Genomic DNA, 23,151 nt, shown 5'->3' with positions numbered 1-23,151 from the left:
ACCCCCAGCATGCCCTCCATGCGCACCAAGGCTGTAATGCCTGCTCGCCTTGCTCGATTCCATCGTTGCACTGTCGGTTTCTCGCCGCAGTCCTGTTTCCCCTCCGTTGTTAAAGTCGTTGCGCTAGCGCCGCGAGAAAACTGCGCCTGCCGCTAGGTTTTCGCGTTGCCCTTTGGTCATTCGGTCCATCCATAACAACAACTCCTCTGGAGACTCAAATGAACGTATCACTGCGTAAAGTTGCTCTCGCCGCTGGCGCGATGCTGTTTGCCGGCCAACTCATGGCCGAGCCGAAACGTCCGGAATGCATCGCCCCCGCCTCCCCCGGCGGTGGTTTCGACCTGACCTGCAAACTGGTGCAGAGCGCACTGGTCAACCAGAAGTTGCTAAGCAAGCCGATGCGCGTCACCTACATGCCCGGCGGCGTCGGCGCGGTGGCGTACAACGCGGTGGTGGCACAACGTCCGGCGGATGCCGGCACGCTGGTGGCGTGGTCGAGCGGTTCGCTGCTGAACCTGGCCCAGGGCAAGTTCGGCCGCTTCGATGAAACCAACGTGCGCTGGCTCGCGGCGGTCGGCACCAGCTACGGCGCCATCGCAGTGAAAAGCGATTCTCCCTACAAGACCCTCGACGATCTCGTGCAGGCGTTGAAGAAAGATCCAGGCTCAGTGGTTATCGGCTCCGGCGGCACCGTCGGCAGCCAGGACTGGATGCAGACCGCACTGATCGCCAAGGCTGCCGGGATCAACCCGCGCGAACTGCGTTACGTGGCACTCGAAGGCGGCGGTGAAATCGCCACGGCCCTGCTCGGCGGCCACATCCAGGTCGGCAGTACCGACATCTCCGACTCCATGCCGCACATCCAGAGCGGTGACATGCGCCTGCTCGCGGTGTTCTCGGACAAGCGTCTCGACGAACCGGAAATGAAAGACATCCCGACAGCTCGCGAGCAAGGCTACGACATCGTCTGGCCAGTGGTGCGCGGCTTCTACCTCGGGCCAAAAGTCAGCGACGAAGACTACGCCTGGTGGAAAGACGCGTTTGACAAACTGCTGGCTTCCGACGAGTTCGCCAAGCTGCGCGATCAGCGTGAGCTGTTCCCGTTCGCCATGACTGGCCTGGAGCTGGACACCTACGTGAAGAAGCAGGTCGCCGACTACAAAGTGCTGGCCAAAGAGTTCGGCCTGATCCAGTGATCGTCTCTGTCTAGTGGCTGCGTCTCCTACGCGGGGACGCAGCACAGGAGCTCCCATGCTTATTCAACGCATTTTCGCCTCGGTGTTGCTGCTGGTGTGTGCCGGCCTGGCACTGATGGCGTGGCCGTATCAAGCGGCTTTTTCCTATGAACCGGTCGGCCCGCGCGCCTTTCCGCTGCTGATGCTCGGCCTGATGGGGCTGGCGCTGCTGTACATGGTGTTTCGCCCGGCGCCGATCAAACACAACCCGGATGAGCCGCCGCTGGATCGCGAAACCCTGACCAAGATCGGTTTGTGCGTGGTGTTGTTGCTGGTGTTCGCCGGCACCTTCGAACCCCTTGGCTTCATCGTGGCCAGCATCATTACCGGCGTACCGATGGCCCGTCTCTATGGCGGCCGCTGGCTGCCTAGCGTGGTGATCATCAGCCTGATGGCGGTTGGTCTCTATCTGCTGTTCGATCGCTTGATGGATGTTCCGCTGCCCCTCGGCCTGCTCAGCGTCCTGGAGAACTGATATGGATACCCTTGGCTATTTGGGTCAGGGCTTCGGCGTCGCGCTGAGCCCGTACAACCTGGTGACCGCACTGTGCGGCACCCTGATCGGCACTGTCGTCGGCCTGTTGCCGGGCCTTGGTCCGATCAACGGCGTGGCGTTGCTGATTCCGATCGCGTTCGCACTCGGCCTGCCGCCGGAGTCGGCGCTGATCCTGCTCGCGGCGGTCTATCTGGGCTGCGAATACGGCGGCCGGATCAGCTCGATCCTGCTGAACATTCCGGGTGAAGCCTCGACTGTAATGACCACCCTCGACGGCTACCCGATGGCCCGCAAAGGCATGGCCGGTGTCGCGCTGTCACTGTCGGCGTGGAGTTCGTTCATCGGCGCGTTCATCGCCACGTGTGGCATGGTGCTGTTTGCGCCGCTGCTGGCGAAATGGGCGATTGCCTTCGGACCGGCGGAATACTTCGTGTTGATGGTGTTCGCGATTGTCTGTCTCGGCGGCATGGCTGGTGATCGACCGCTGAAGACCTTTATTGCGGCGCTGATCGGTCTGTTCCTTTCCACCGTCGGCATCGACGCCAACAGTGGCGTGTACCGTTTCACCGGCGACAACATTCACCTGACCGACGGCATCCAGTTCGTCGTGCTGGTGCTGGGTCTGTTCTCGATCAGCGAAATCCTTCTGCTGCTGGAAAAAACCCACCACGGCCAGGAAGCGGTGAAAGCCACCGGCCGGATGATGTTCAACTTCAAGGAAGCGGCGTCGGTTTTCGTCGTCAACGTGCGCTGCGGCGTGCTCGGTTTCATCATGGGCGTGCTGCCCGGTGCCGGCGCAACGCTCGCCAGTGCCGTGGCCTACATGACCGAGAAGCGCATCGCTGGCACCAGCGGCAAATTCGGTGAAGGCGATCCGCGTGGTCTGGCCGCGCCAGAGACCGCAATCGGCGGCGCGGCGTGCGGCGCTCTCGTTCCGATGCTGACCCTCGGCGTTCCGGGTTCGGGCACCACCGCAGTGATGATCGGCGCGCTGTCGCTGTACAACATCACCCCGGGTCCACTGCTGTTCCAACAGCAACCGGACATCGTCTGGGGCCTGATCGCGTCGTTGTTCATCGCCAACGTGATGCTGGTGATCCTCAACATCCCGATGATCCGCGTATTCACCCGCATCCTCGCCGTGCCGAACTGGGCGCTGGTGCCGATCATCGCGATCATCACCGGGATCGGCGTTTACGCGGTGCACGCGACCACCTTCGATCTGTTCCTGATGATCGGTATCGGCATCTTCGGTTACATCCTGCGCAAGCTGGATTTCCCGCTGTCGCCGCTGCTGCTGGGCTTCATCCTCGGTGGCCTGATGGAGCAGAACCTGCGTCGCGCCCTGTCGATCTCCAATGGCGCGCTGGAGATTCTCTGGTCGAGTCCGATCACCTTCGGTTGCTGGATCCTCACCGCGATCATGCTGCTGATGCCGCTGATCCGCATCTGGCGTAAACGTTCGGCGGCACGGCGCGTCATTGCCGATGTTTGATCGCTTGTCCCTGAAAGCCTGGTGGGGCACCCCGCTGGTCGGTCTGCTTGGCGGTTTCATCGCCAGCCAGATCGGCTGGCCGCTACCGTGGATGGTCGGCTCGTTGCTGGCGATCATCCTGGTGCGCTGCCTGACGCCGTGGCAACTGGCGGAAATCCCTGGCGGGCGCAAGTGCGGCCAGTGGATCGTCGGCATCGGCATCGGCCTGCACTTCACCCCGCTGGTGATGGAACAGGTGCTCAGTCATTTCGGTTTGATCTTCTTCGGTGCGCTGGTCACCAGCCTGTCGGCGGTGGTCGGCGTGTGGCTGATGCGCCGCACCGGCGAGGATCGCGCCACTGCGTTTTTCTCAAGCATGCCCGGTGGCTCCGGGGAGATGGTCAACCTCAGCGCGCGTAACGGTGCACTGCTCAGCCATGTCGCGGCCGGGCAGAGTCTGCGGGTGTTGGTGGTGGTGTTGTGCGTGCCGGCGGCGTTCAAGTATCTGCTCGGTGACGGCACGCCGATTTCTCATGCAGGCAGCGTCGATTGGCGCTGGCTGGCGATTCTGTTTCCGGCGGGCGCCCTGCTTGCCTGGCTCTGGCAGCGTTTGCGCCAACCCAATCCATGGCTGTTCGGGCCGTTACTGGTCAGTGCGGCGGTCAGCATCACCTGGGATCTGCACATCGGTTTGCCCAATGGCGGCAGTCAGATCGGCCAATGGCTGATTGGCAGCGGCCTGGGCTGTCACTTCAATCGGCAGTTCTTCCGCCGCGCGCCGTCGTTCATGGGCCGGACGTTGATCGGCACGGCGCTGACCATGTTGATCGCGTCGCTGGCGGCGCTGGGCTTGAGTGCATTGACCCATCTGGATCTGCGTTCACTGACTCTGGGCATGATGCCGGGCGGGATTGCCGAAATGAGTCTGACGGCGGAGACCCTGCAATTGTCGGTGCCGCTGGTGACGGCGATGCAGGTGATGCGGCTGTTGTTTGTGCTGTTTCTGGCGGAGCCGTTGTTCAAATACTGGAATCGTCATCCCGCCTAAGTCTGCGAAATCGGGTCGCTCTTTTCGCGAGCAGGCTCGCTCCCACAGGGGGGTTGTGGCTTGTACACAATTCCTGTGGGAGCGAGCCTGCTCGCGAAGGGGCCAAACCGGTCGACACATCAAATCGGTGGCAAGCGCCAGTCGATCGGCGTTTCGCCATTCTGTTCGAGAAACTTGTTGGTCCGGCTGAAATGCCCACAGCCCAAAAACCCGCGATACGCCGACAACGGCGACGGATGCACCGAGGTCAGCACCAGGTGCTTGGTCGCGTCGATCAGCTTCTGCTTGCTCTGCGCATGGGCGCCCCAGAGCATGAACACCAGATGCGGCTGCCGCTCGCTGACCACCTCAATAATGCGGTCGGTGAAGTGTTGCCAGCCCTTGTCCTTGTGCGCGTTGGCGTTGGCGCGCTCAACCGTCATGGTGGTGTTGAGCAGCAGCACGCCCTGTTCGGCCCAGCTCTGCAGGTAGCCGTGGTTGGGAATGTCGATATTGAGGTCGCGCTTCAGCTCTTTATAGATGTTGACCAGCGACGGCGGCGCCGGCACGCCCGCCTGCACCGAGAAGCACAGACCGTGGGCCTGGCCCGGGCCGTGGTAAGGGTCCTGGCCGAGAATCACCACTTTCACCTTGTCCAGCGGCGTCGAATTCAGTGCGTTGAAAATCATCGGTCCCGGCGGATAGATCTCCTTGCCGGCCGCCCGCTCCTGCTGCAGAAAGCTGCGCAACTCTGCCATGTAAGGCTGGTCGAACTCAGCACGCAGTGCCTCCTTCCAGCTCGGTTCGAGTTTGATACGGTCGTCAGCAGTCATGGTCATTTCCGGCAAAAACAATGGGGCGAACCCTAGGAAAGCCGACCACGCTTGTCAATTGATCTGACGCAGATCCGGCACTTTCCCCCATAGCGATCATACTGATCGCTCAAATTCCCGATCGAGGTCACGATGAATCTGCACTTCGAAGAACTTACCGGCACCGACGGCGCCCGCATCGGCATCGCCAGCCTGGATGCCGAAAAATCGTTGAACGCGCTGTCACTGTCGATGATCAACGCCCTCAGCGACAAATTGAACGCCTGGGCCAATGACCCGCAAATCGTCTGCGTGCTGCTGCGCGGCAACGGCGCCAAAGCCTTCTGCGCCGGCGGCGAGGTGCGCAGCCTGGTCGAAGCCTGCCGCGCTCACCCCGGCGAAGTCCCTCCGTTGGCCGCGCAATTTTTCAGCGCGGAATATCGCCTCGATTACAGCCTGCATACCTATCCCAAGCCGCTGATCTGCTGGGGTCACGGTTATGTGCTCGGTGGCGGCATGGGCCTGTTGCAGGGCGCGAGCACGCGGATCGTCACGCCGAGCAGCCGTCTGGCGATGCCGGAAATCACCATTGGTCTGTATCCGGACGTTGGCGCCAGTTGGTTTCTTGCGCGGTTGCCGGGCAAGCTCGGCTTGTTTCTCGGCCTGACCGGCGCGCACATCAACGGCCGTGATGCGCTGGATCTGGATCTGGCCGACCGCTTCCTCCTCGACGAACAGCAACCGCAATTGATCGAAGGCTTGCTGCAATTGAACTGGCAGGAACAGACCGCCATGCAGCTCAACAGCCTGCTCAAGGCTCTGCAGCAGGAGGCACTTGAGCAAATGCCCGAAGCGCAGTGGCTGCCGCGTCGTCCGCAGATCGACGAACTGCTCGATGTCAGCGACGTTGCCTGTGCGTGGAAAGCCATCAGCCTGCACCGCGACAGCAGCGATCCGTTGATTGCCCGCGCGGCGAAAACCATGACCGAGGGCTCGCCGCTGACCGCGCATCTGGTCTGGGAACAGATCAGCCGCGCGCGGCACATGTCGCTGGCCGAAGTATTCCAGATGGAATACACCCTGAGCCTCAATTGCTGCCGTCATCCGGAATTCAGCGAAGGCGTGCGCGCGCGGTTGATCGACAAGGATCAGAAGCCGCACTGGCACTGGCCGGACATCAATAACGTGCCGGATGCGGTGGTCGAGGCGCACTTTCATAAAGTCTGGGAGGGGCGGCATCCCTTGGCGGATCTGACCCAGTATTGAGGTGACGCGTGGCCCGCGATGGCAACAGGATTTCCATCGCGGGCCGGCTCAATCGGTCGTCTTGCTACTCAGACATTCAGTTCGTAGAACTCTATTATTTCCATCATCGCCCGCTGCGCTTCATCGTCGCCCTTTATCAAAATATCCTCGACATCCCTCAGTGGCGGAAGCGGGTGCAGACGTTCGGCAATTTGCGTCGCGCTGTAGTCCTGCGTCGCTGTTCCTTCGCTGACTCTTATGAAGCCAATAGCGCTTTCACCAGCGGCAAAATGACTGGAAACCCGGATTTTCGGCGCCATGCCGTAATCCACCACGATCACCAGATCATCGCGCTCACGATGAAACTTGAGGTTGTCGATCGTCAGCCTGCGCTCGGAAAAATCGATCCCGTCCAGGCCGCCTCCGTTGTTGATGATCACGTCTCTGCCGAGGCCATCGTATCGGTAGATATCATTTCCAGCGCCGCCGGCCAGCGTGTCATTGCCCGGCCCACCCAGCAGCAGATCATCACCGGGGCTGCCCGTGAGCACGTCATCCCCGTGCATGCCTCGGATCTCTCCCGCGCCGCTTATCGTGTCGTTGCCGCGACCGCCCACTAGTGGCAGCGCTCGTCCGTCTCGCAAGGAAGTTGAACGGGTGGGATGGTTGACGATGACACCCGTATGAAAAGTCTCGGGCGCAGGGCCGAGCTGACTTGATTCCAGGAGCTGCTTCAAATTTTCGACCGACCCATCGGCGAACTTGACGAGCTCAATACCGGCGCCCTCAAGTTCACCGTTGAGGGGCAAGACGATGCGGACTTTCTGTGTCCCGCCCCATTGGATATCGAGTGTCGGATGGAGCATTTTCGCTCTTGGCGGATCGCGGTAAGCCCCGCGACCCGGGTTGGGTTCCAGCTCGACACGGGTGGTCTCTATCAGCGCAGCACCCCAGCTCAATTGCAGTGCATCGCGCTGCGCGCCTGCGGGAAGGACAACCGTGTCCTGATCGATCAATCCGTACTCGTCTTTCCACCCCGCTACGCCAACTTCTGCTCGGTGGAAAACAGGGTTGAGCACGTCCGCAATCGTGGTTGTCGCCCCGGCATGCGCTTGCACGACGTAGGTGTCGGCGCCGTCTTCGCCGTAGAGCCAGTCATCACCCGAGCCGCTGAGCAGATAGTCGGCGCCCTCGGAGCCCAGCAAGGTATCGTCACCTGCCCCGGCGGATAAAAACACGCCCGGTGTTCTGTCGCCGACAGTGCCGTAGTCAAGTGGGGAGCCTGCATAAGCGACGATCAGATCGTCTCCCGCGCCGCCGTGGAAAACGTTTTCCACTTCGACGTTGACTCGTCCGCCGGCATCGTTGCCATGGACGATTTTGCGTTTGATCGTTTCAGTCGTGACATCCCAGCGAAACGCCTTGGGCACTGTAGCGCCCGAACTGAAGCTTGCCGCCGGATAGACGTACCAGCCTTCAAGCGCGCCGGATTCCTTTCGGTCTTCAACCAATACGTCGCCCGAATTGAATGAAAACCCGTTGGCCGAGCCGGATCGATAATAGCGAGGCGCCTGAGCTGAGGAAGGCATTGCTCCCTCGGCTTTCACCGGTTTATGTTCGACACGGGTTGTGGTTGTCGACTGCCTTTCACTGACCACGGCGTGCCCTGCATCAACCTTCATCCATGGCGGCGTTTCAGACAGTGTCCCCGCTTCGACGCTGCCATCGATCAGCTCGGTGTGCGTGGTGTAACCGGTGTCGCTGATAGTGATATGGCTGCGAACCCAGACGCCTTGCTCATTCAAGGTAAAACCTGTGGCGTGTCTGCGGGCGGAGCGTTTTGACTTGATTTGCGCGAGGAACTCATCGGTCCAGTTGACCGCTTGAACAGGTTCCACCAGGCCTTGCGCCGCAGCGGTTACATCGTCTGGCTTAACCGGATCCTCAACTTTGCTTTCAGGGGTTGCCGGGACGGTGACAGGTTCCGGTACGGGAGACTCGGCCGTCTCTATCGGTGGCAGTGTTTTGCGCAGGACATCTGCGTAATCAAGTACCCCGCCGTCGCTGAAACTGAATGTGGAATCCTTCCACCGCTCGTGATTCTTGATGAGTATCGCGTCGCCCGTGCCATTGGCCAGTCGCAACACTGTACCGACGGTAACTTCGATAACGTCGGCCTTCAGGCTTTGCGCGCAAAACCCTGCACCGAACTTGATGATGTTGCGGCCGCCGGCATCGGTGACGATATCCAGGCCGTCGCCAGCGCCGAAATAGTAGATGTCGGCGCCATCCATGCCATCCAGCACGTCAGCACCGGGACCGCCATCAAACACGTTGTCGCCAGAATCGCCGCGAAGGTAGTCCGTCCCCTCTCCGCCCAGCAATGTGTCGTTGCCGACTCCACCGAGCAGCGTGTCGTTACCTGAGCCACCGTCCAGATAATCGGCATTCTGCTCGGCTTCAGCGCTGTTTTCGTAATCGCCGGCAAGGATGTCGTCACCCGCGCCGCCGTACAGCGTGTCGGCACCGAAACCACCCTGTAACGTATCGTTTCCTTCTCCGCCCTGAAGCACGTCGTTGTTGCTTCCGCCCGGTTGCAGGTCAGATACGTCGCCATCGAGGAAATCAGCCCCAGCGCCACCCGCCAGCGTATCTGCGCCGCCCATGCCTCGCAGGGTGTCGTCCCCCGCGCCGCCATCGAGAAAGTCGTTGCCGTGATAGCGAACCGGATGCTCAGGGCTATCGCCGATCAGATCGTCATTGCCTTCGCCGCCGAAGAGCAAATCATCGCCACCGCCGCCCCAGAGCGTGTCATCACCGGAGCCACCGTCCAGCAGATCATCGCCAAAAAAATGCGCGGCATCGCCTTCGACGCCGTCCAGTACGCCGTCATCACCCTGCAAAATGTCGTTGCCAGGGCCGCCATACAAAGCGTCGCTGCCACCGTTACCGCCGAGTGAATCATCACCACTGCCGCCGTCCAGCACATCGTTGCCATGGTGTCTGCTGGGCAGGCCACCGCCCCAATCGAGGTTGTCACCAAGCATCACGTCGTTGCCGCTGCCACCGGCCAGGGTGTCGTTACCTTGATCGCCTTTGAGAAAATCGTCGTCAGCGCCGCCGTCAAGCAGGTCCTCTCCCCAGCCGCCGTCGATAAAATCCTTGCCACCCTGCCCGTACAGCACGTCGTCACCGCCCTCGGAGGCACTGTTTATCGAGGCCTTTGAAAAGACCGTTCGGTGACTGGTGACACCACCAGCAATGGGGACGTCAGCGCGTTTGACCGCCCAACCCTGCTCCAGCGCGCCGGTGGTTTCGTCTCCGGATAACACATCGTCGCCAGCACCACCGATCAAGGTATCCCGATCATTGCCACCGAGCAGAACATCTCGGGATGCCGTACCGATAAGCAAATCGTCACCTTGCCCGCCGTCGAGCCAGTCTCCGCGACTTGCCTTGCCCTTGGCGTCACCGTCGGCCATAGCTTTTTCGAGCGTCGTCTGCTTGTCGCCGAATAACCGATCGTCTCCAGCCTTGCCGAACAATCGATCAGAACCACCCAGGCCGAGAATGATGTCGTCTGCGGCGGAACCGTAAAGTACGTCGGCCTTGTTGCGCTGTTTGACCTTGGGCAGCAGCACCACGTTGCCCAGCTCATCAAAGGAGGGCTGATCACCGGGGACAGTGGGATCGGCGTCTTTGGCTTTCCAGTCGCCCTGGAGGGTCAGATCAGCAACGGGGACCGGCTGCTCCTCGTATTCAGGGAGGCGGATGCCAAGCATTCCGGGCTGGAAGTTTTTGATCACCACCAGATCGCCCTGGCCGTATTTGATGTTGAGGGTGTTTTCAACAAGCGCCAGGGTGATGGACCGATCCTCGGTAGACCAGATATTGCTCAGAGGCGCGCGGCGTTTGAGATGGGGAATCGGCCCGCCGTTGATCCACAGTTGCCCATCGGCGTTGGCATCAAGAATCTCGTCGAGGCCATCGCCGCTGGCGAATTCATAACGGTCGTTGCCTTCGCCTCCGATCAAGGAGTCGTTACCCTTTCCTCCGATCAGAACATCGTCACCGGCCATTCCGTACAACCCATCATTGCCGTCACCTCCGATTAGCGAGTCATTGCCGCGACCGCCTTCAATGACATCGTGACCGGCCATCCCATCGATGGAGTCATTGCCCACGCCGCCATACAGATGATCGGCATTGGCGCCACCAGCGAAAGATCGCCCACCGTCATCACCGAACATGGCCAGCGGGTTCAGCACTCCGGTGGTCATCGGCGCCTGTTTGCCTGAGGCGAGATCGGAGTAGTAAAACTGCTGCAGCGAGTGTTCTGCGAACGAGGCTTGGGTACGGGCAATCAACCGCGCCAGCATCTGCGCACGATCCGCCAGCCACTGCGCGGTGATAAAGCCTTCGCCAGTGTGCGGATCGTAAAGCTCGAGGTTGCGGTCGGGATAACCGTCGGCTCGTTCTATGACGACTTCACTGAGTTGCTGCAAGGAATTGCGCAACGCCAGACCGAGCGGCGTCGCCTCGCCTGCCAGTTTTGCCCATGCATTGGCATTGCCGAACTCGCCTATTGTCCGGGTGACGATGCTTTGCGACTGCTCTGGGGAGAATGCCGAGAAGAAGGCGTAAGCGTTGCTGGCGAAGGTGTCGTTGGTGGTGGGTATGGCAGCACAATCGCCGTCGTAAGTGCGCTTGAACATGTCGAGAAATTCGTTCTGGCCGTAGCGCAAGATCAGCTCGACCACGGCGGCAACAGGCGTGCCTTTGACTACATGCTGAATCAGCGGATTCACACTGCCACTGGCCAGCGCAATACTGATTTGTTCCGGAACCACTGAAAGCAGACTTTGCAGTGGATTGACGCCGAAATTACTGATCGCCGCTTGCAGGCCGACGCTGTAGGCGTCGATGGCGAAGAGAATGTTTTTATAGTCGTCGAGCCGGTTGGGTTTTGCCTGGATGGGTGGGCCGCCATCTTCCGCATCCGGGTCGCCCGCAGAGATCAGTCTCCACGTTTCATAGGGAGGTTTACCGCCCAACAGGCTGAATCCGACTGTTCCAGACCAACCAGAGTTACGCTTAACGGCGGTGTCGTCCTCCCCGCAAACTTCCTTGAACAGGGCCTCGCCAATCGCGCTGGCGTCGATTTCTGCGATCTGGCTGATTGACGGCACCGTCCAGGGTGCCAGTTGACCGGCAAGGGATCCGTTGATCAGGGTATTGATGAAGTTGACGGCAACCTGGTTGGATGAAAGCTGCATCAGGTCTTCACTGAAAATTGTATTCAGTCTGAGTTCACCCTGGCGGGAGGTGTAACCACGAATCAGGGCAGAGTAGGCACCGTTTCCACCGTTGGCATCAATGGCCACGGCAAGCCAGAGTCTGGCGCTTTTCAGCACTTCTCCAGCCTCTTTATCGGCAGCTGCAACGTCAGAAACTTTTTCACCAATAATGTCGAATAGCTTTTGGTACAGGGGGGCGCAGCTTGCCCCTGCTAATTTAAGTGCATCGTACTGAAGTTGTTTTGAGCGCAGCCTCATTCCTTTGCAAATATTTGCTGCGTTGAAAATCTCTGATTTTTCCATATCGCTGAATACATAACTCATTGTTACTTCCTTGTAATAACAGAGCGTGAAAGATAGTCACTGAGATATTTGAGCATCTCAGGTGCTTCGCGTAATGACGCTAATCCGAGACCTACGCTACCGTGCCCCCCGGAAAAGTCGAAGTTATCCAGATTGATATTGCAGAAGAAATTCAGTTTGCCGAAATCAAGATTTTCCAATTCAGCTCTGCTGAACCTTGCCAGTTTCTCGTCAGTCAGTTTTTCCTCCGCCGCCGGGCGAATCAAGCCGTCACAGTTGATCAACCGAGTGGTTCCATCTCGCCGCGGCCAGCCAGTAATGACAAACGTTCTAACCGAGTCTTCATTCTTGAAATGCGGCGGAGGTGCATCCAGCCAAATCTCCAGCCCCGGATAATTCTTTAGCTTCACAATCAACTCATCCGGCCAGTTGACGTGCCGATAACCCCGCTCATGGGGTTCGGTGGTTTCTTTCCTGGTAAAAAGTCCGGCATTCAATTTATAAAGCCGCCAACTTTTGGGGATCGACTCTGTGCGCTGATCCTGGTACCGGTGCAGCCCCGTCCCGGTCCACCAGAAAAGCCCCTTCAGAGCAATCGCCAGACACGCTTTCTTGTTCACCATCTCAGGCATGCCAACGTAAAACTCAGGAACCAACGTCTTATCTACATAGGCGCCGCCTAATATCGGCACTTGCTGCATGCTCGCCAACTTGTTCTGACAGGCTTTCTCGTTTGCCTGGTGAATAGCCGCCGACTCGGCAGATTGTTCTTTGCGAATATAAAATTCCGCTACGCAATAACAGACATAAAAGAACAATCCATACTTCAATAACCTTTTAACCCACTTGATCGTCTGCTTACGCGAATTCCTGGACATTCAAACCTCCCGCTCTAACTGCGGAACGGTTGGTATGTCGCTATGCCCGGATATCGCGCTTGCAAAAATCTCAAAATACTGGCTCACGCCCGACTCCACACTGAACCGACCTGCCGTCAACTTCGCGGCGCTGGCAAGACCATCGAACTCACCTGCCGACTTCAAAACCTTGCTTACACTTCTGGCAATTCCTTGATGGTCGAAGAAATCCACCAATATGCCATTAGCCCCCTCGACAATGACTTCCCTGACCGGAGCCGTATCCGACGCAACAACCACACAACCGGACGCCATCGCCTCCAGTAACGACCACGACAAGACAAACGGATACGTCAAATAGACATGAACTTTCGAACACTGCAGAACCGCTCGATAAGTCTGGTAGGGAAGTTTCCCTGTGAAATGCACGCTGGAGTGATCGAAACTGACCTCCGCCTCCATCCTGCTGCGCCAATCCGGATACCCGACCGGCTTACTCCCATAACTGACACCATCACCGCCAACCACGATGATCTGCGCATCGGGGCACTCGGCCTGAATAAGCGGAATAGCTCGCATGAAACTGTGAAAGCCGCGATAAGGCTCAAGGTTTCTGGCGACATAGGTAACGATCGGCTGTCCGGCTTTGAGCTCGATTCCATTGGGCAATCTGACTGCCCCGACTTTCGCCACGTCAGAACTTTGAATCACACCTTCGTGAATGACCCGAATCGCCGACCGGTAAGCGGCCGGAAACAGGCTGCGCTGCCACTGGGTCGGCGCGATTGCGATATCGCAGTGTTCAAGATTCAACAGATGCAGCGAGTTGAGCACTCGCAGCCGTGACGACTCCCTTGCGGCTCGGCGGAATTCGGGGTCGAACCCGCAATCGGCGCCCTGCGCTCGATAGTAATACTCGCAATAGTGAATCAGCGGCGTATCGGCATAGACGTCCTTGGCAAACAGCGTCTCTCCCCATCCGGGATGGGCAAGAATCACGTTTGGCTGATAGCCCGAACGTTTCAGCCTGCCCAGAATTTCAAAAACCTTCTGCCCGTCGATCACCGCTTGTTCGTAGCGGATCAGATACGGGTGAATATTGCCGGGCGCTCGGCTGGTCGCTCGATATCGATGGGTGTTCACACCGGCGACGCCCGGTGCCGTGTCCCGGCCTATCGCCACAACCTCATCACCGCGCTCCAGCGCTGCCAGCACCACATGACGGAACTGACCGGGAAAATTTTGATGAATAACCAGAAGCTTCATAGCGCTAAACGTCCATTTTTCGCCGCTATCGAGCTGAGGATTGCTCGCCTCGTTCGGCATCCACGAACGCTAACAAACACCACGAAATGAAACTGTAGGACGCTTCCGGGATTGCCTTGGGAGATGGCCCACGGAACGCTTTTTCGCCGGGCAAAAAAAAGCGGCGCTTGATGCGCCGCTTGTTCATTGCAGTGATTTACCAGCGGTTGCCACGGCCGTTGTAGTCACGCCGACCGCTGTGGCGATCATAGTTGCCGCGACCCCGGTGGTCATTGTCCCAACCGCCGCGACGGTGGCCGTCCCAGCGTCCGCGATCGTTGCCGTGCCAGCGACGGCTTTCGTAATAACGCGGGGCCGGTTGATAGTGCCTGGGTGCCTGGTAATAACGCGGTTGCTGGTAGTACCGCGGCGCTGGCTGGTAGTAGCGCGGCTGAGTGTAATAAGTGCCGCCGCTGCGGTAATAGGAGCCGCCACCGCTGTAATAGGCCGGTGCGGGTGATGTGTAGACCTCTGACCTGTAGTAGCTGTCTCCATAGGAATAAGGAACGCATCCGCCAAGGGAAAAAAGCATCACGGCAAGCAGTACGATTCGGCGATACATGGCGGCCTCCTGGACCGCGGGTTGGCCACACCAGCGACGCTGGAGGGCGACCGTCAGCAATTGCGTGACTGTCGAAGAATCAGACAGCGGTTTCAGAATCTGGTGCGTTCCTGCAACAAGTTGAAACAAGTGATTATGAAATCTTGTTTATCCGCAAAATCAGCAACCCGTGAAGCGTAAACGCGCTGCATGACGGTGCAACCACGCACCACCACGATGCGCTATCGCTGGCCCCGCTCACCTCGGCAATCCAGCAGATCCCCGCCGCAGAGGCCTCGGCGCGACTTGGCACGCCTCTCGCTTTAGCAAACCCGTGCAGGAGTCATCACAGGTTCGCGGCACCACAATTTGCAATGGCTGACTAGGGTTCCGGCTCGCAAGCGCGAGTGGCTGGTCCGAGAGTTGGCGACCTCCAGTTGAGGTTACACGGCGGGACAAAAGCCCGGGAGACAAGCCACCGTTCGCGGTGCCGCGTTGCCTTCCTGTCCGCCCTCGATCAACTGGAGAACCCGCAATGATCCGACTACGTTTCCCCGCCCTGCTCGCCGCCGCTTTCGCCGCGCTCATCAGCACGCAATCTTCCGCCGCCCAGAAAGACCACTTCAGCGTGTGCTGGACGATCTACGCCGGCTGGATGCCATGGGAATACGCCGGCAGCCAGGGCATCGTCGACAAATGGGCGAAGAAATATGGGATCAAGATCGACGTCGTGCAGCTCAACGACTACGTCGAATCAATCAACCAGTACACCGCCGGCCAGTTCGACGGCTGCACCATGACCAACATGGATGCGCTGACCATTCCGGCTGCCGGCGGCGTTGACAGTACCGCGTTGATCGTCAGCGATTTCTCCAATGGCAACGACGGCATCGTGCTCAAAGGCGAAGGTAAAAAAGTCGCCGATCTGAAAGGCATGGACGTCAATCTGGTCGAGCTGTCGGTCTCCCATTACCTGCTGGCCCGCGCGCTGGACTCGGTGGACCTGACCGAGAAAGACCTGAAGGTGGTCAACACCTCCGACGCCGACATTGCCGCCGCGTTCAACACCGACGACGTCAACGCCGTGACCACCTGGAACCCGATGCTCTCGGATATCAAGGCCAAACCCGGCGTCACCGAAGTGTTCAATTCCAGCCAGATCCCCGGCGAGATCATGGACATGATGGTGGTCAACAGCGCCACCCTCAAAGACAACCCTGCCCTGGGCAAAGCGCTGACTGGCGCGTGGTTCGAAGTGGTCGCTTTGATGAACGCAAAAAATGCCGCGAGCAAAGCTGCGCTGGAACACATGGCCAAGGCCTCGGGTACCGATCTCGCCGGCTTCCAGGCGCAACTGGACACCACAAAACTGTTCGCCACGCCGAGCGAAGCGCTGAGTTTCGCCACCAGCAAACAACTGCCGGACACCATGCGCAAGGTCGCCGAATTCTCCTTTGAGCACGGCCTGCTCGGCGAAGGCGCGAAGGACCCGAGCGCGGTGGGCATGTCCTTCGCCAACGGCGTGACCAGCGGCGACACCGCCAATCTCAAGCTGCGTTTCGATCCGACCTACGTGCAGATGGCCGCCGACGCCAAGCTGTAAGCCACGGAGGATTTGGCCATGCGCCTGATCAATCGCCACCCCGATCGTCCGAGTCGCCTGTTGCTGGTGATCCTGCCGTTCGCGCTAGTGCTGTTCGCCTACTTCACAGGCTCGGCCGAGCGCCTGGCGGACAATCCCAACGACAAACTGCTGCCCAGCGCCGTGCAGATGAGTGACGCGGTAAAACGCCTGGCCTTCAACGCCGACAGCCGCACCGGTGAATACCTGTTGTGGCAAGACACTGCGTCGAGTCTGCGGCGCTTGGCCATCGGCCTCGGCATCGCGGCGCTGGCGGGTCTTTGCCTCGGTATTGCGGCGGGCACCCTGCCGCTGTTCGGCGCGCCGTTGTCGCCGTTGCTGACGGTGCTGTCGATGGTGCCACCGCTGGCGATCCTGCCGATTCTGTTCATCGTCTTCGGCCTGGGCGAGTTGTCGAAAGTCATGCTGATCGTGATTGGCATCACCCCGGCGCTGGCCCGGGATCTGGAACAGCGTGCCCGCGACATTCCGGTCGAACTGCTGATCAAGGCGCAGACCCTCGGCGCCTCGACCTGGACGCTGATGCTGCGCGTGGTCTTGCCGCAGCTGTTGCCGCGCTTGCTGATCTCGCTGCGCTTGATGCTAGGTTCGGCGTGGCTGTTCCTGATTGCCGCCGAAGCGATCGCCTCCACCGATGGCCTCGGCTATCGGATCTTTCTGGTGCGGCGCTACCTCGCCATGGACGTGATCCTGCCCTACGTGGTGTGGATCACCCTGCTCGCCTGGCTGATGGACTGGGGCTTGAAACAGCTGACCCAGCGCGCTTTCCCTTGGTACGAGGGGGCGGCGAAATGAGCTTCATCACAGTAAAAAACGTCTGGCAGCAGTACGCCGATCAAGTGGTTCTGGAAGGCTTGAACCTGAGCGTCAACGAAGGCGAGTTCTGCACCTTGGTCGGCGCCTCCGGTTGCGGCAAATCGACCTTCCTGCGCCTGCTGCTCGGCCAGGAAAGCGCCAGTCGCGGGGAGATTCTGCTCGACGGTCAAGCGCTCGCCAGCGAGCCGGATGCCAGCCGTGGCGTGGTCTTTCAACGCTACTCGGTGTTCCCGCACCTGAGCGTGCTCGACAACGTCGCCGTCGGTCTCGAACTGCCGCGCGCGCCCTTGCTTGGCCGGCTGTTCGGCAACGCCAAACGCGAGGCGCGCGAGCAGGCTGCAGCCCTGCTGACAAAAGTCGGCCTCGGCCATGCGCTGGACAAGTACCCGGCACAGCTGTCCGGCGGCATGCAGCAACGCTTGGCCATCGCTCAGGCGCTGATCATGAAGCCGCGCGTGTTGCTGCTCGACGAGCCCTTCGGCGCGCTTGATCCGGGCATTCGCAAAGACATGCACGCGCTGCTGCTGGAGCTGTGGCGCGAGACGCAACTGACGGTGTTCATGGTCACCCACGACCTGTCCGAGGGTTTCAGCCTCGGCACGCGCCTGCTGGTGTTCGACAAGGTGCGCCTCGACCCGCACGCCCCCGGCGCCTATGGCGCCCGCATCACTTACGACATTCCGTTGAACAGCGACCGCCGCGCCCAGCGCGCCGCCGTCGAGGCCCTGCCGCTGCCGCTGGCGGGCACCCTTCGCACTGCTTGAGAGGACTGCTCCAATGACTGATTCAATCCAACTCTTCCCACCCTTCGCTGAAGAACTGCTGCCGGGCGGCGGCCACCGTTCGTTCGTGCTCAAGCGCGGCCAATTGCTGCGCCTGACCGACCTGCGCGGCGGCGCCAATGTCAGCCTGACCTTGCTCAATGCCCATGAAAAAACCGAGCGATTGAACCTGCCCGACAGCCTCAAATGCCAACACACCGCCAAGCTCACTGCCGGCCACTGCCTGTACTCGGACATGGGCCGCGTACTCGCCGCGATCACCGCCGACACCTGCGGTTGGAGCGACAGCCTCGGCGGTGTGCTGTGCGCACAGGAAGTCGCCGAAAAATACGGCCAGGGCCGCTATCAGGAACTGCGCAACGGCTTCTTTCGCAATGGCACCGACAACCTGCTGGTGGAACTCGGCAAGTGGGGCCTGGGCCTGTCCGACCTGCTGATGACCCTCAATCTCTTCAGCCGCGTGAACGTCGATGAGGCCGGGCGTTTCCACTTCGTCGAGGGCAATTCGAAGGCCGGTGACTACATCGAGCTATACGCGCCGATGGACACCCTGGTGGTGCTCACCGCCCTGCAACATCCGATGGACCCGTCACCCGAATACGCTCCGAAACCCTTGAAGCTGAGCTGGATGAACGCCGACGCCAGCGTCGCCGAACACTGCCGTACTTCGCGCCCGGAAAACGAGCGCGGCTTTATCAACACCGACCGTTTGTTCGCCTGAGGATCGCAGCCATGTCACTCGCAATCGCCACTTCGCACAAGCAAGCCGACAGCGCGATCTACCGCGCGACCATTCCCGCCGGCGAGCCCTGGCTGATGGAAGTCAAGGCCGGGCAGACCCTGCGCATCCTCGATCTGGAAGGCAATCAGGCCGTCGACACTTTGTTTTACAGCCTCGCCAACCCCAAGGAACGCTACGACGTGCAACGCACCTTGCGCCGGCAGAACAGCGTCTACCTGAGCACCGGCAGCGTGCTGTATTCCAACCTCGGCCAGCCGATGCTGACCATCGTTGCCGACACCTGCGGGCGCCACGACACCCTCGGCGGCGCCTGTGCGCAAGAGAGCAACACCGTGCGCTACGCCCTGGAAAAACGCTACATGCACAGCTGCCGCGACAACTACCTGCGCGCCAGCGCCCACGACGGCCGATTGAGCAAGAGCGACATCGGGCCGAACATCAATTTCTTCATGAACGTGCCAGTGACGGCGGATGGCGGACTGACGTTCGAGGACGGTATTTCCGCGCCAGGCAAGTACGTTGATTTGCGCGCGGAGATGGACGTCATCGTGCTGATTTCCAACTGCCCGCAGCTGAACAATCCATGCAATGCCTACAACCCGACCCCGGCGGAGTTGCTGGTATGGAACTGACCATCAGCCGTTTACGCCGTTGGCTTTTTGCACTGTGCCAGGCGCGTTCCGGGCAGTGCCTGAAACGTTCAAGGCACTGATAGTCCTGTGGGAGCTGGCTTGCCAGCGATTGCGGTGTTTCAGTCACCAACAATGTTGGATGTGCCGACCTCATCGCTGGCAAGCCGGCTCCCACAGGAGTTTGCGGTGAGTTTGAGTGAAGTGTGTTTTTTCCATCCGGGACGGCCCGGATGTCTGCCGAAAAACAGCGGGACGGCCCGCTCCCCCTTCAGGGGTTATGCCATGTTCGAAAAAATCCTCATCGCCAACCGTGGCGCGATTGCCTGTCGCATCCTGCGCACGATCAACGTGCTGAAGGCCCAAGGCGTCGCCGTGTATTCAGAAGCCGATGCTGCCAGCCTGCACATCTCCCAAGCCGCCGAGGCGTACAGCCTCGGCGAAGGCGCGGCGTCGGCGACGTATCTGGCCGTCGATAAAATCCTCGCTATCGCCAAACAAAGCGGCGCCACGGCGATTCATCCCGGCTACGGATTTCTCTCGGAAAACGCAGCGTTCGCCGAAGCCTGCGAAGCGCAGGGCATCGCCTTCATCGGGCCGACGCCGGAGCAATTGCGGGTGTTTGGTCTCAAGCACACTGCTCGCGCGTTGGCCAGACAGCACGGCGTACCCATGCTCGAAGGCACCGACCTGCTCGACAGCCTCGATTGCGCGCTGAGTGCCGCCGAACAGGTCGGCTACCCGGTGATGCTAAAAAGCACCGCTGGCGGCGGTGGCATCGGCATGCGCGTATGCCGCAGCGCGAGCGAATTGAGCGAGTCGTTCGAAGCGGTGAAACGCCTCGGTCAGAACAACTTCAGCGACGCTGGGGTGTTCATCGAGAAGTACATCGAACGCGCGCGGCATCTGGAAGTGCAGGTGTTCGGCGACGGCTGCGGTGAAGTCATCGCTCTCGGCGTGCGCGACTGCTCGGTGCAGCGGCGCAACCAGAAAGTTCTCGAAGAAACCCCGGCGCCGAACCTGCCCGAAGGCATGGCCGATGAGCTGTGCGCGGCAGCGATCAAACTGGCGCAAGCGGTGAATTATCGCAGCGCTGGCACCGTCGAATTCGTCTTCGACAGCGAGGCCCAGCGCTTCTATTTTCTCGAAGTGAACACGCGCTTGCAGGTCGAGCACGGCGTCACCGAACAGGTGTGGGACGTGGATCTGGTGCGCTGGATGATCGAGCTGGCCGCCGGTGATCTGCCGCCGCTGAACGAGTTGTATCAAGGCCTGGAACCGCAGGGCCATGCGATTCAGGCACGTCTGTACGCGGAAGATCCGGGGCGTGATTTCCAGCCGAGCCCGGGCCTGCTGACCGCTGTGCAATTTCCGCCAGCCAACGGCGTTGAGTTGCGCATCGACACCTGGGTCGAAGCCGGTGTGGAAATCCCGCCGTATTTCGACCCGATGATTGCCAAGCTCATCGCTTGGGAGCCGAGCCGCGAACAGGCTCGCGCCGAACTCCATCAGGCACTGGGCGATAGCCTGCTGTATGGCGTGGAAACCAACCGCGATTACCTGCGCCAGATTCTGCTGGATGCTCCATTCGCCAGCGGCCAGCCGTGGACCCGTTGCCTGGAAAATATGCTCTATCACGCCAACACCTTCGAAGTGCTCAGCGCCGGCACGCAAACCAGCGTGCAGGACTATCCCGGCCGCCTCGGCTATTGGGCCGTCGGCGTGCCTCCGTCGGGGCCGATGGACAGCCGAGCGCTGCGCCTGGGCAATCGTCTGCTCGGCAATGAACAAGGCGCCGCCGCACTGGAAATCACCATGAGCGGGCCGATCCTGCGTTTCAATTGTGACGCGGTAGTCGCGGTGACCGGCGCGCCGATTACCTTGAGCCTTGACGCTGAACCGGTGCCGATGAACACCGCGCTGCTGATCCCGGCCGGCGCGACATTGCAGCTGGGCAGCATCAGCGGCGCCGGCGCGCGCAGCTATCTGTGCCTGCGCGGCGGCGTGCAAGTGCCGGATTATCTGGGCAGCAAAAGTACCTTCACTCTCGGCCAGTTCGGCGGGCATGGCGGTCGCGCGATGAGGGCCGGTGATGTGTTGCATGTGCCGGCATTGACCGAGCGCAGCGTCGGCCAGCAACTGGCCGAACAGCACATCACCGCGCTGCCGAGCGTGCGCCAGATCCGGGTGATCTACGGTCCGCACGGCGCACCGGAATACTTCAGCGAAAACTACATCGCCACGTTCTTCGCGACCCAGTGGGAAGTGCATTTCAACTCCAGCCGCACCGGCGTGCGCCTGATCGGACCGAAACCCGAGTGGGTGCGAGAGGATGGCGGTGAAGCGGGTCTGCACCCGTCGAACATCCATGACAATCCGTATGCGATTGGTGCGGTGGACTTCACTGGCGACATGCCGGTAATTCTCGGCCCGGATGGCCCGAGCCTGGGTGGGTTTGTCTGCCCGGTGACGGTGATCGAGGCGGATCTGTGGCAGCTGGGGCAGCTCAAGGCCGGCGATAAAATTCAGTTCATTCCCGTCTCTCTGGCTGACGCCCGCGATCTCGCCCTGAAATGGGATGCCCCCTGTGGGAGCGAGCCTGCTCGCGAAAGCGTCGCCCCAGACAAATCGATATTGACTGACACGGCCTCTTCGCGAGCAGGCTCGCTCCCACAGGGTTTGGTGTCGCCTGTGGTGTTGGCGTTGGGCCAAGACGATCAGCGACTTGTTGCACGGGTTTCTGGCGACACTCATTTACTGCTGGAAATCGGCGCGCCGGAGCTTGATCTGGTCCTGCGCTTTCGCGCCCACGCGCTGATGCAGGCGCTGGAAAGCCAAGCCCTGCATGGGGTGATCGACCTCACCCCGGGCATTCGCTCGCTGCAAGTGCACTACCAGCCCGAGCAACTGCCGCTGGCCGATCTGCTGGGCATCATCGCCGGCGAATGGGACGCGGTGTGCGCCGCCAAGGACTTGCAAGTGCCGTCGCGCATCGTGCACTTGCCGCTGTCGTGGGACGACCCGGCCTGTCAGTTGGCGATCGAGAAATACATGACCACCGTGCGCAAGGACGCACCGTGGTGCCCGAGCAATCTGGAGTTCATCCGGCGCATCAACGACCTGCCGAATCTCGACGAAGTGCAGCGCACGGTGTTCGATGCGAGCTATCTGGTGATGGGCCTTGGCGATGTTTACCTCGGCGCGCCGGTGGCCACGCCGCTCGACCCGCGTCATCGTCTGGTGACCACCAAGTACAACCCGGCACGCACCTGGACCGCCGAGAATTCGGTCGGCATCGGCGGCGCCTACATGTGCGTGTACGGCATGGAAGGCCCGGGCGGTTATCAGTTTGTCGGGCGCACCCTGCAGATGTGGAATCGCTATCGCGAAGTCGCCGCGTTCGACGGCAAACCGTGGCTGCTGCGCTTCTTCGATCAGATCCGCTTCTACCCGGTCAGCGCCGAAGAACTGCTGCGCATTCGCCGCGATTTCCCGTTGGGGCGCTTCGATCTGAACATCGAACACAGCCAGCTCAACCTCGCCGACTATCAGGCATTTCTCAGTCAGCAAGCCGAGGGCATCAGCGCTTTTCGTGCGCAGCAACAGGGCGCGTTCAAGGCTGAACGCGAGCGCTGGATCGCCAGTGGCCAAGCGCATTTCGACAGCGAAGAAGCCGTGCCTGACGCCAGCGAAGAAGCACCGCTGCAAAGCGGTGAACACAGCGTCGACAGCCACATCGCCGGCAATCTCTGGCAGGTGCAGGTCGAGACCGGCCAGCGCGTGGCGGCGGGCGATGTGCTGGTGATTCTCGAGTCGATGAAGATGGAAATCCCTGTGCTCGCGCCGCTGGCCGGTGTCGTGCGAGAGATCCGCGTGCAACCCGGTTCGGCGGTGCGCGCCGGACAACGGGTGGTGGTGCTGGAACTCGACTGAAGCCATTTTTTATAA

Annotated in this window: 16 protein-coding genes and 1 riboswitch; of the genes, 11 read left to right on the top strand and 5 right to left on the bottom strand. The window is 60.4% G+C overall.

Features of this window, described 5'->3' with window-relative positions; genetic code table 11:
• Positions 1-218 precede the first annotated feature (218 nt).
• The 4 genes from BXA01_RS22775 to BXA01_RS22760 are packed head-to-tail and all read left to right on the top strand — an operon-like array spanning position 219 to position 4,253.
• Positions 219-1,196: a Bug family tripartite tricarboxylate transporter substrate binding protein gene (locus BXA01_RS22775; RefSeq protein ID WP_076566389.1), complete on the top strand. Its 978-nt coding sequence runs from the start codon at positions 219-221 to the stop codon at positions 1,194-1,196.
• Between the two features lie 55 nt (positions 1,197-1,251).
• Complete coding sequence (locus BXA01_RS22770) at positions 1,252-1,710, top strand: tripartite tricarboxylate transporter TctB family protein (protein ID WP_016771276.1); 459 nt, start codon at positions 1,252-1,254, stop codon at positions 1,708-1,710.
• Position 1,711: 1 nt separating this feature from the next.
• Positions 1,712-3,226, top strand: a complete 1,515-nt coding sequence (locus tag BXA01_RS22765; protein ID WP_016771277.1) for a tripartite tricarboxylate transporter permease — start codon at positions 1,712-1,714, stop codon at positions 3,224-3,226.
• Positions 3,219-4,253, top strand: coding sequence for an AbrB family transcriptional regulator (locus tag BXA01_RS22760; RefSeq protein ID WP_076566388.1), 1,035 nt, complete (start codon positions 3,219-3,221; stop codon positions 4,251-4,253). Before BXA01_RS22765 ends, BXA01_RS22760 begins: the two co-directional genes overlap by 8 nt.
• A 119-nt stretch (positions 4,254-4,372) precedes the next feature.
• Here the strand turns inward: BXA01_RS22760 and ung are convergent, their stop codons facing one another.
• Entirely contained in the window at positions 4,373-5,065 is a 693-nt protein-coding gene (ung, locus tag BXA01_RS22755) for a uracil-DNA glycosylase (protein WP_076566386.1), read from the bottom strand.
• Between the two features lie 132 nt (positions 5,066-5,197).
• Here ung and BXA01_RS22750 point away from each other — a divergent pair, with 132 nt between their 5' ends.
• Positions 5,198-6,310 (top strand): enoyl-CoA hydratase/isomerase family protein, encoded by a 1,113-nt coding sequence (locus BXA01_RS22750; RefSeq protein ID WP_076566385.1) that lies wholly within the window; start codon positions 5,198-5,200, stop codon positions 6,308-6,310.
• Positions 6,311-6,378: 68 nt separating this feature from the next.
• On the opposite strand, the gene BXA01_RS22745 is transcribed toward BXA01_RS22750, so the two are convergent.
• From BXA01_RS22745 to BXA01_RS22730, 4 genes are all read right to left on the bottom strand, one after another.
• Positions 6,379-11,910 (bottom strand): calcium-binding protein, encoded by a 5,532-nt coding sequence (locus BXA01_RS22745; protein ID WP_076566383.1) that lies wholly within the window; start codon positions 11,908-11,910, stop codon positions 6,379-6,381.
• A gap of 2 nt (positions 11,911-11,912) precedes the next feature.
• Positions 11,913-12,767 (bottom strand): hypothetical protein, encoded by an 855-nt coding sequence (locus BXA01_RS22740; RefSeq protein WP_076566381.1) that lies wholly within the window; start codon positions 12,765-12,767, stop codon positions 11,913-11,915.
• Positions 12,768-14,012: a glycosyltransferase family 4 protein gene (locus BXA01_RS22735; RefSeq protein WP_076566379.1), complete on the bottom strand. Its 1,245-nt coding sequence runs from the start codon at positions 14,010-14,012 to the stop codon at positions 12,768-12,770.
• A gap of 196 nt (positions 14,013-14,208) precedes the next feature.
• Complete coding sequence (locus BXA01_RS22730) at positions 14,209-14,613, bottom strand: hypothetical protein (RefSeq protein ID WP_039760873.1); 405 nt, start codon at positions 14,611-14,613, stop codon at positions 14,209-14,211.
• A 350-nt stretch (positions 14,614-14,963) separates the two neighbouring features.
• Positions 14,964-15,064, top strand: a riboswitch (guanidine-I (ykkC/yxkD leader).
• A gap of 63 nt (positions 15,065-15,127) precedes the next feature.
• Between BXA01_RS22730 and BXA01_RS22725 the strand changes: the two genes are divergently transcribed.
• From BXA01_RS22725 to uca, 6 genes are all read left to right on the top strand, one after another.
• Positions 15,128-16,195 carry a putative urea ABC transporter substrate-binding protein gene (locus BXA01_RS22725; protein WP_076566377.1) on the top strand — a complete coding sequence of 356 codons (1,068 nt, stop codon included), beginning with the start codon at positions 15,128-15,130 and terminating at the stop codon, positions 16,193-16,195.
• 18 nt (positions 16,196-16,213) lie between these two features.
• Entirely contained in the window at positions 16,214-17,029 is an 816-nt protein-coding gene (locus BXA01_RS22720; RefSeq protein WP_024011982.1) for an ABC transporter permease, read from the top strand.
• Positions 17,026-17,814, top strand: coding sequence for an ABC transporter ATP-binding protein (locus BXA01_RS22715; protein ID WP_076566375.1), 789 nt, complete (start codon positions 17,026-17,028; stop codon positions 17,812-17,814). Before BXA01_RS22720 ends, BXA01_RS22715 begins: the two co-directional genes overlap by 4 nt.
• Positions 17,815-17,827: 13 nt before the next feature.
• Positions 17,828-18,553 carry an urea amidolyase associated protein UAAP1 gene (locus BXA01_RS22710; protein ID WP_056783496.1) on the top strand — a complete coding sequence of 242 codons (726 nt, stop codon included), beginning with the start codon at positions 17,828-17,830 and terminating at the stop codon, positions 18,551-18,553.
• Between the two features lie 11 nt (positions 18,554-18,564).
• Positions 18,565-19,206, top strand: coding sequence for an urea amidolyase associated protein UAAP2 (locus BXA01_RS22705; RefSeq protein ID WP_076566373.1), 642 nt, complete (start codon positions 18,565-18,567; stop codon positions 19,204-19,206).
• Between the two features lie 282 nt (positions 19,207-19,488).
• Positions 19,489-23,136: an urea carboxylase gene (gene uca / locus BXA01_RS22700; protein ID WP_076566371.1), complete on the top strand. Its 3,648-nt coding sequence runs from the start codon at positions 19,489-19,491 to the stop codon at positions 23,134-23,136.
• Positions 23,137-23,151: the final 15 nt, after the last annotated feature.

Origin of the sequence: Pseudomonas sp. B10 (assembly GCF_900156235.1) — a bacterium.
Lineage (GTDB): Bacteria > Pseudomonadota > Gammaproteobacteria > Pseudomonadales > Pseudomonadaceae > Aquipseudomonas > Aquipseudomonas siliginis.
Note: the sequence above shows the minus strand (reverse complement) of the source record. Positions and strands in the feature narration are given on the sequence as shown.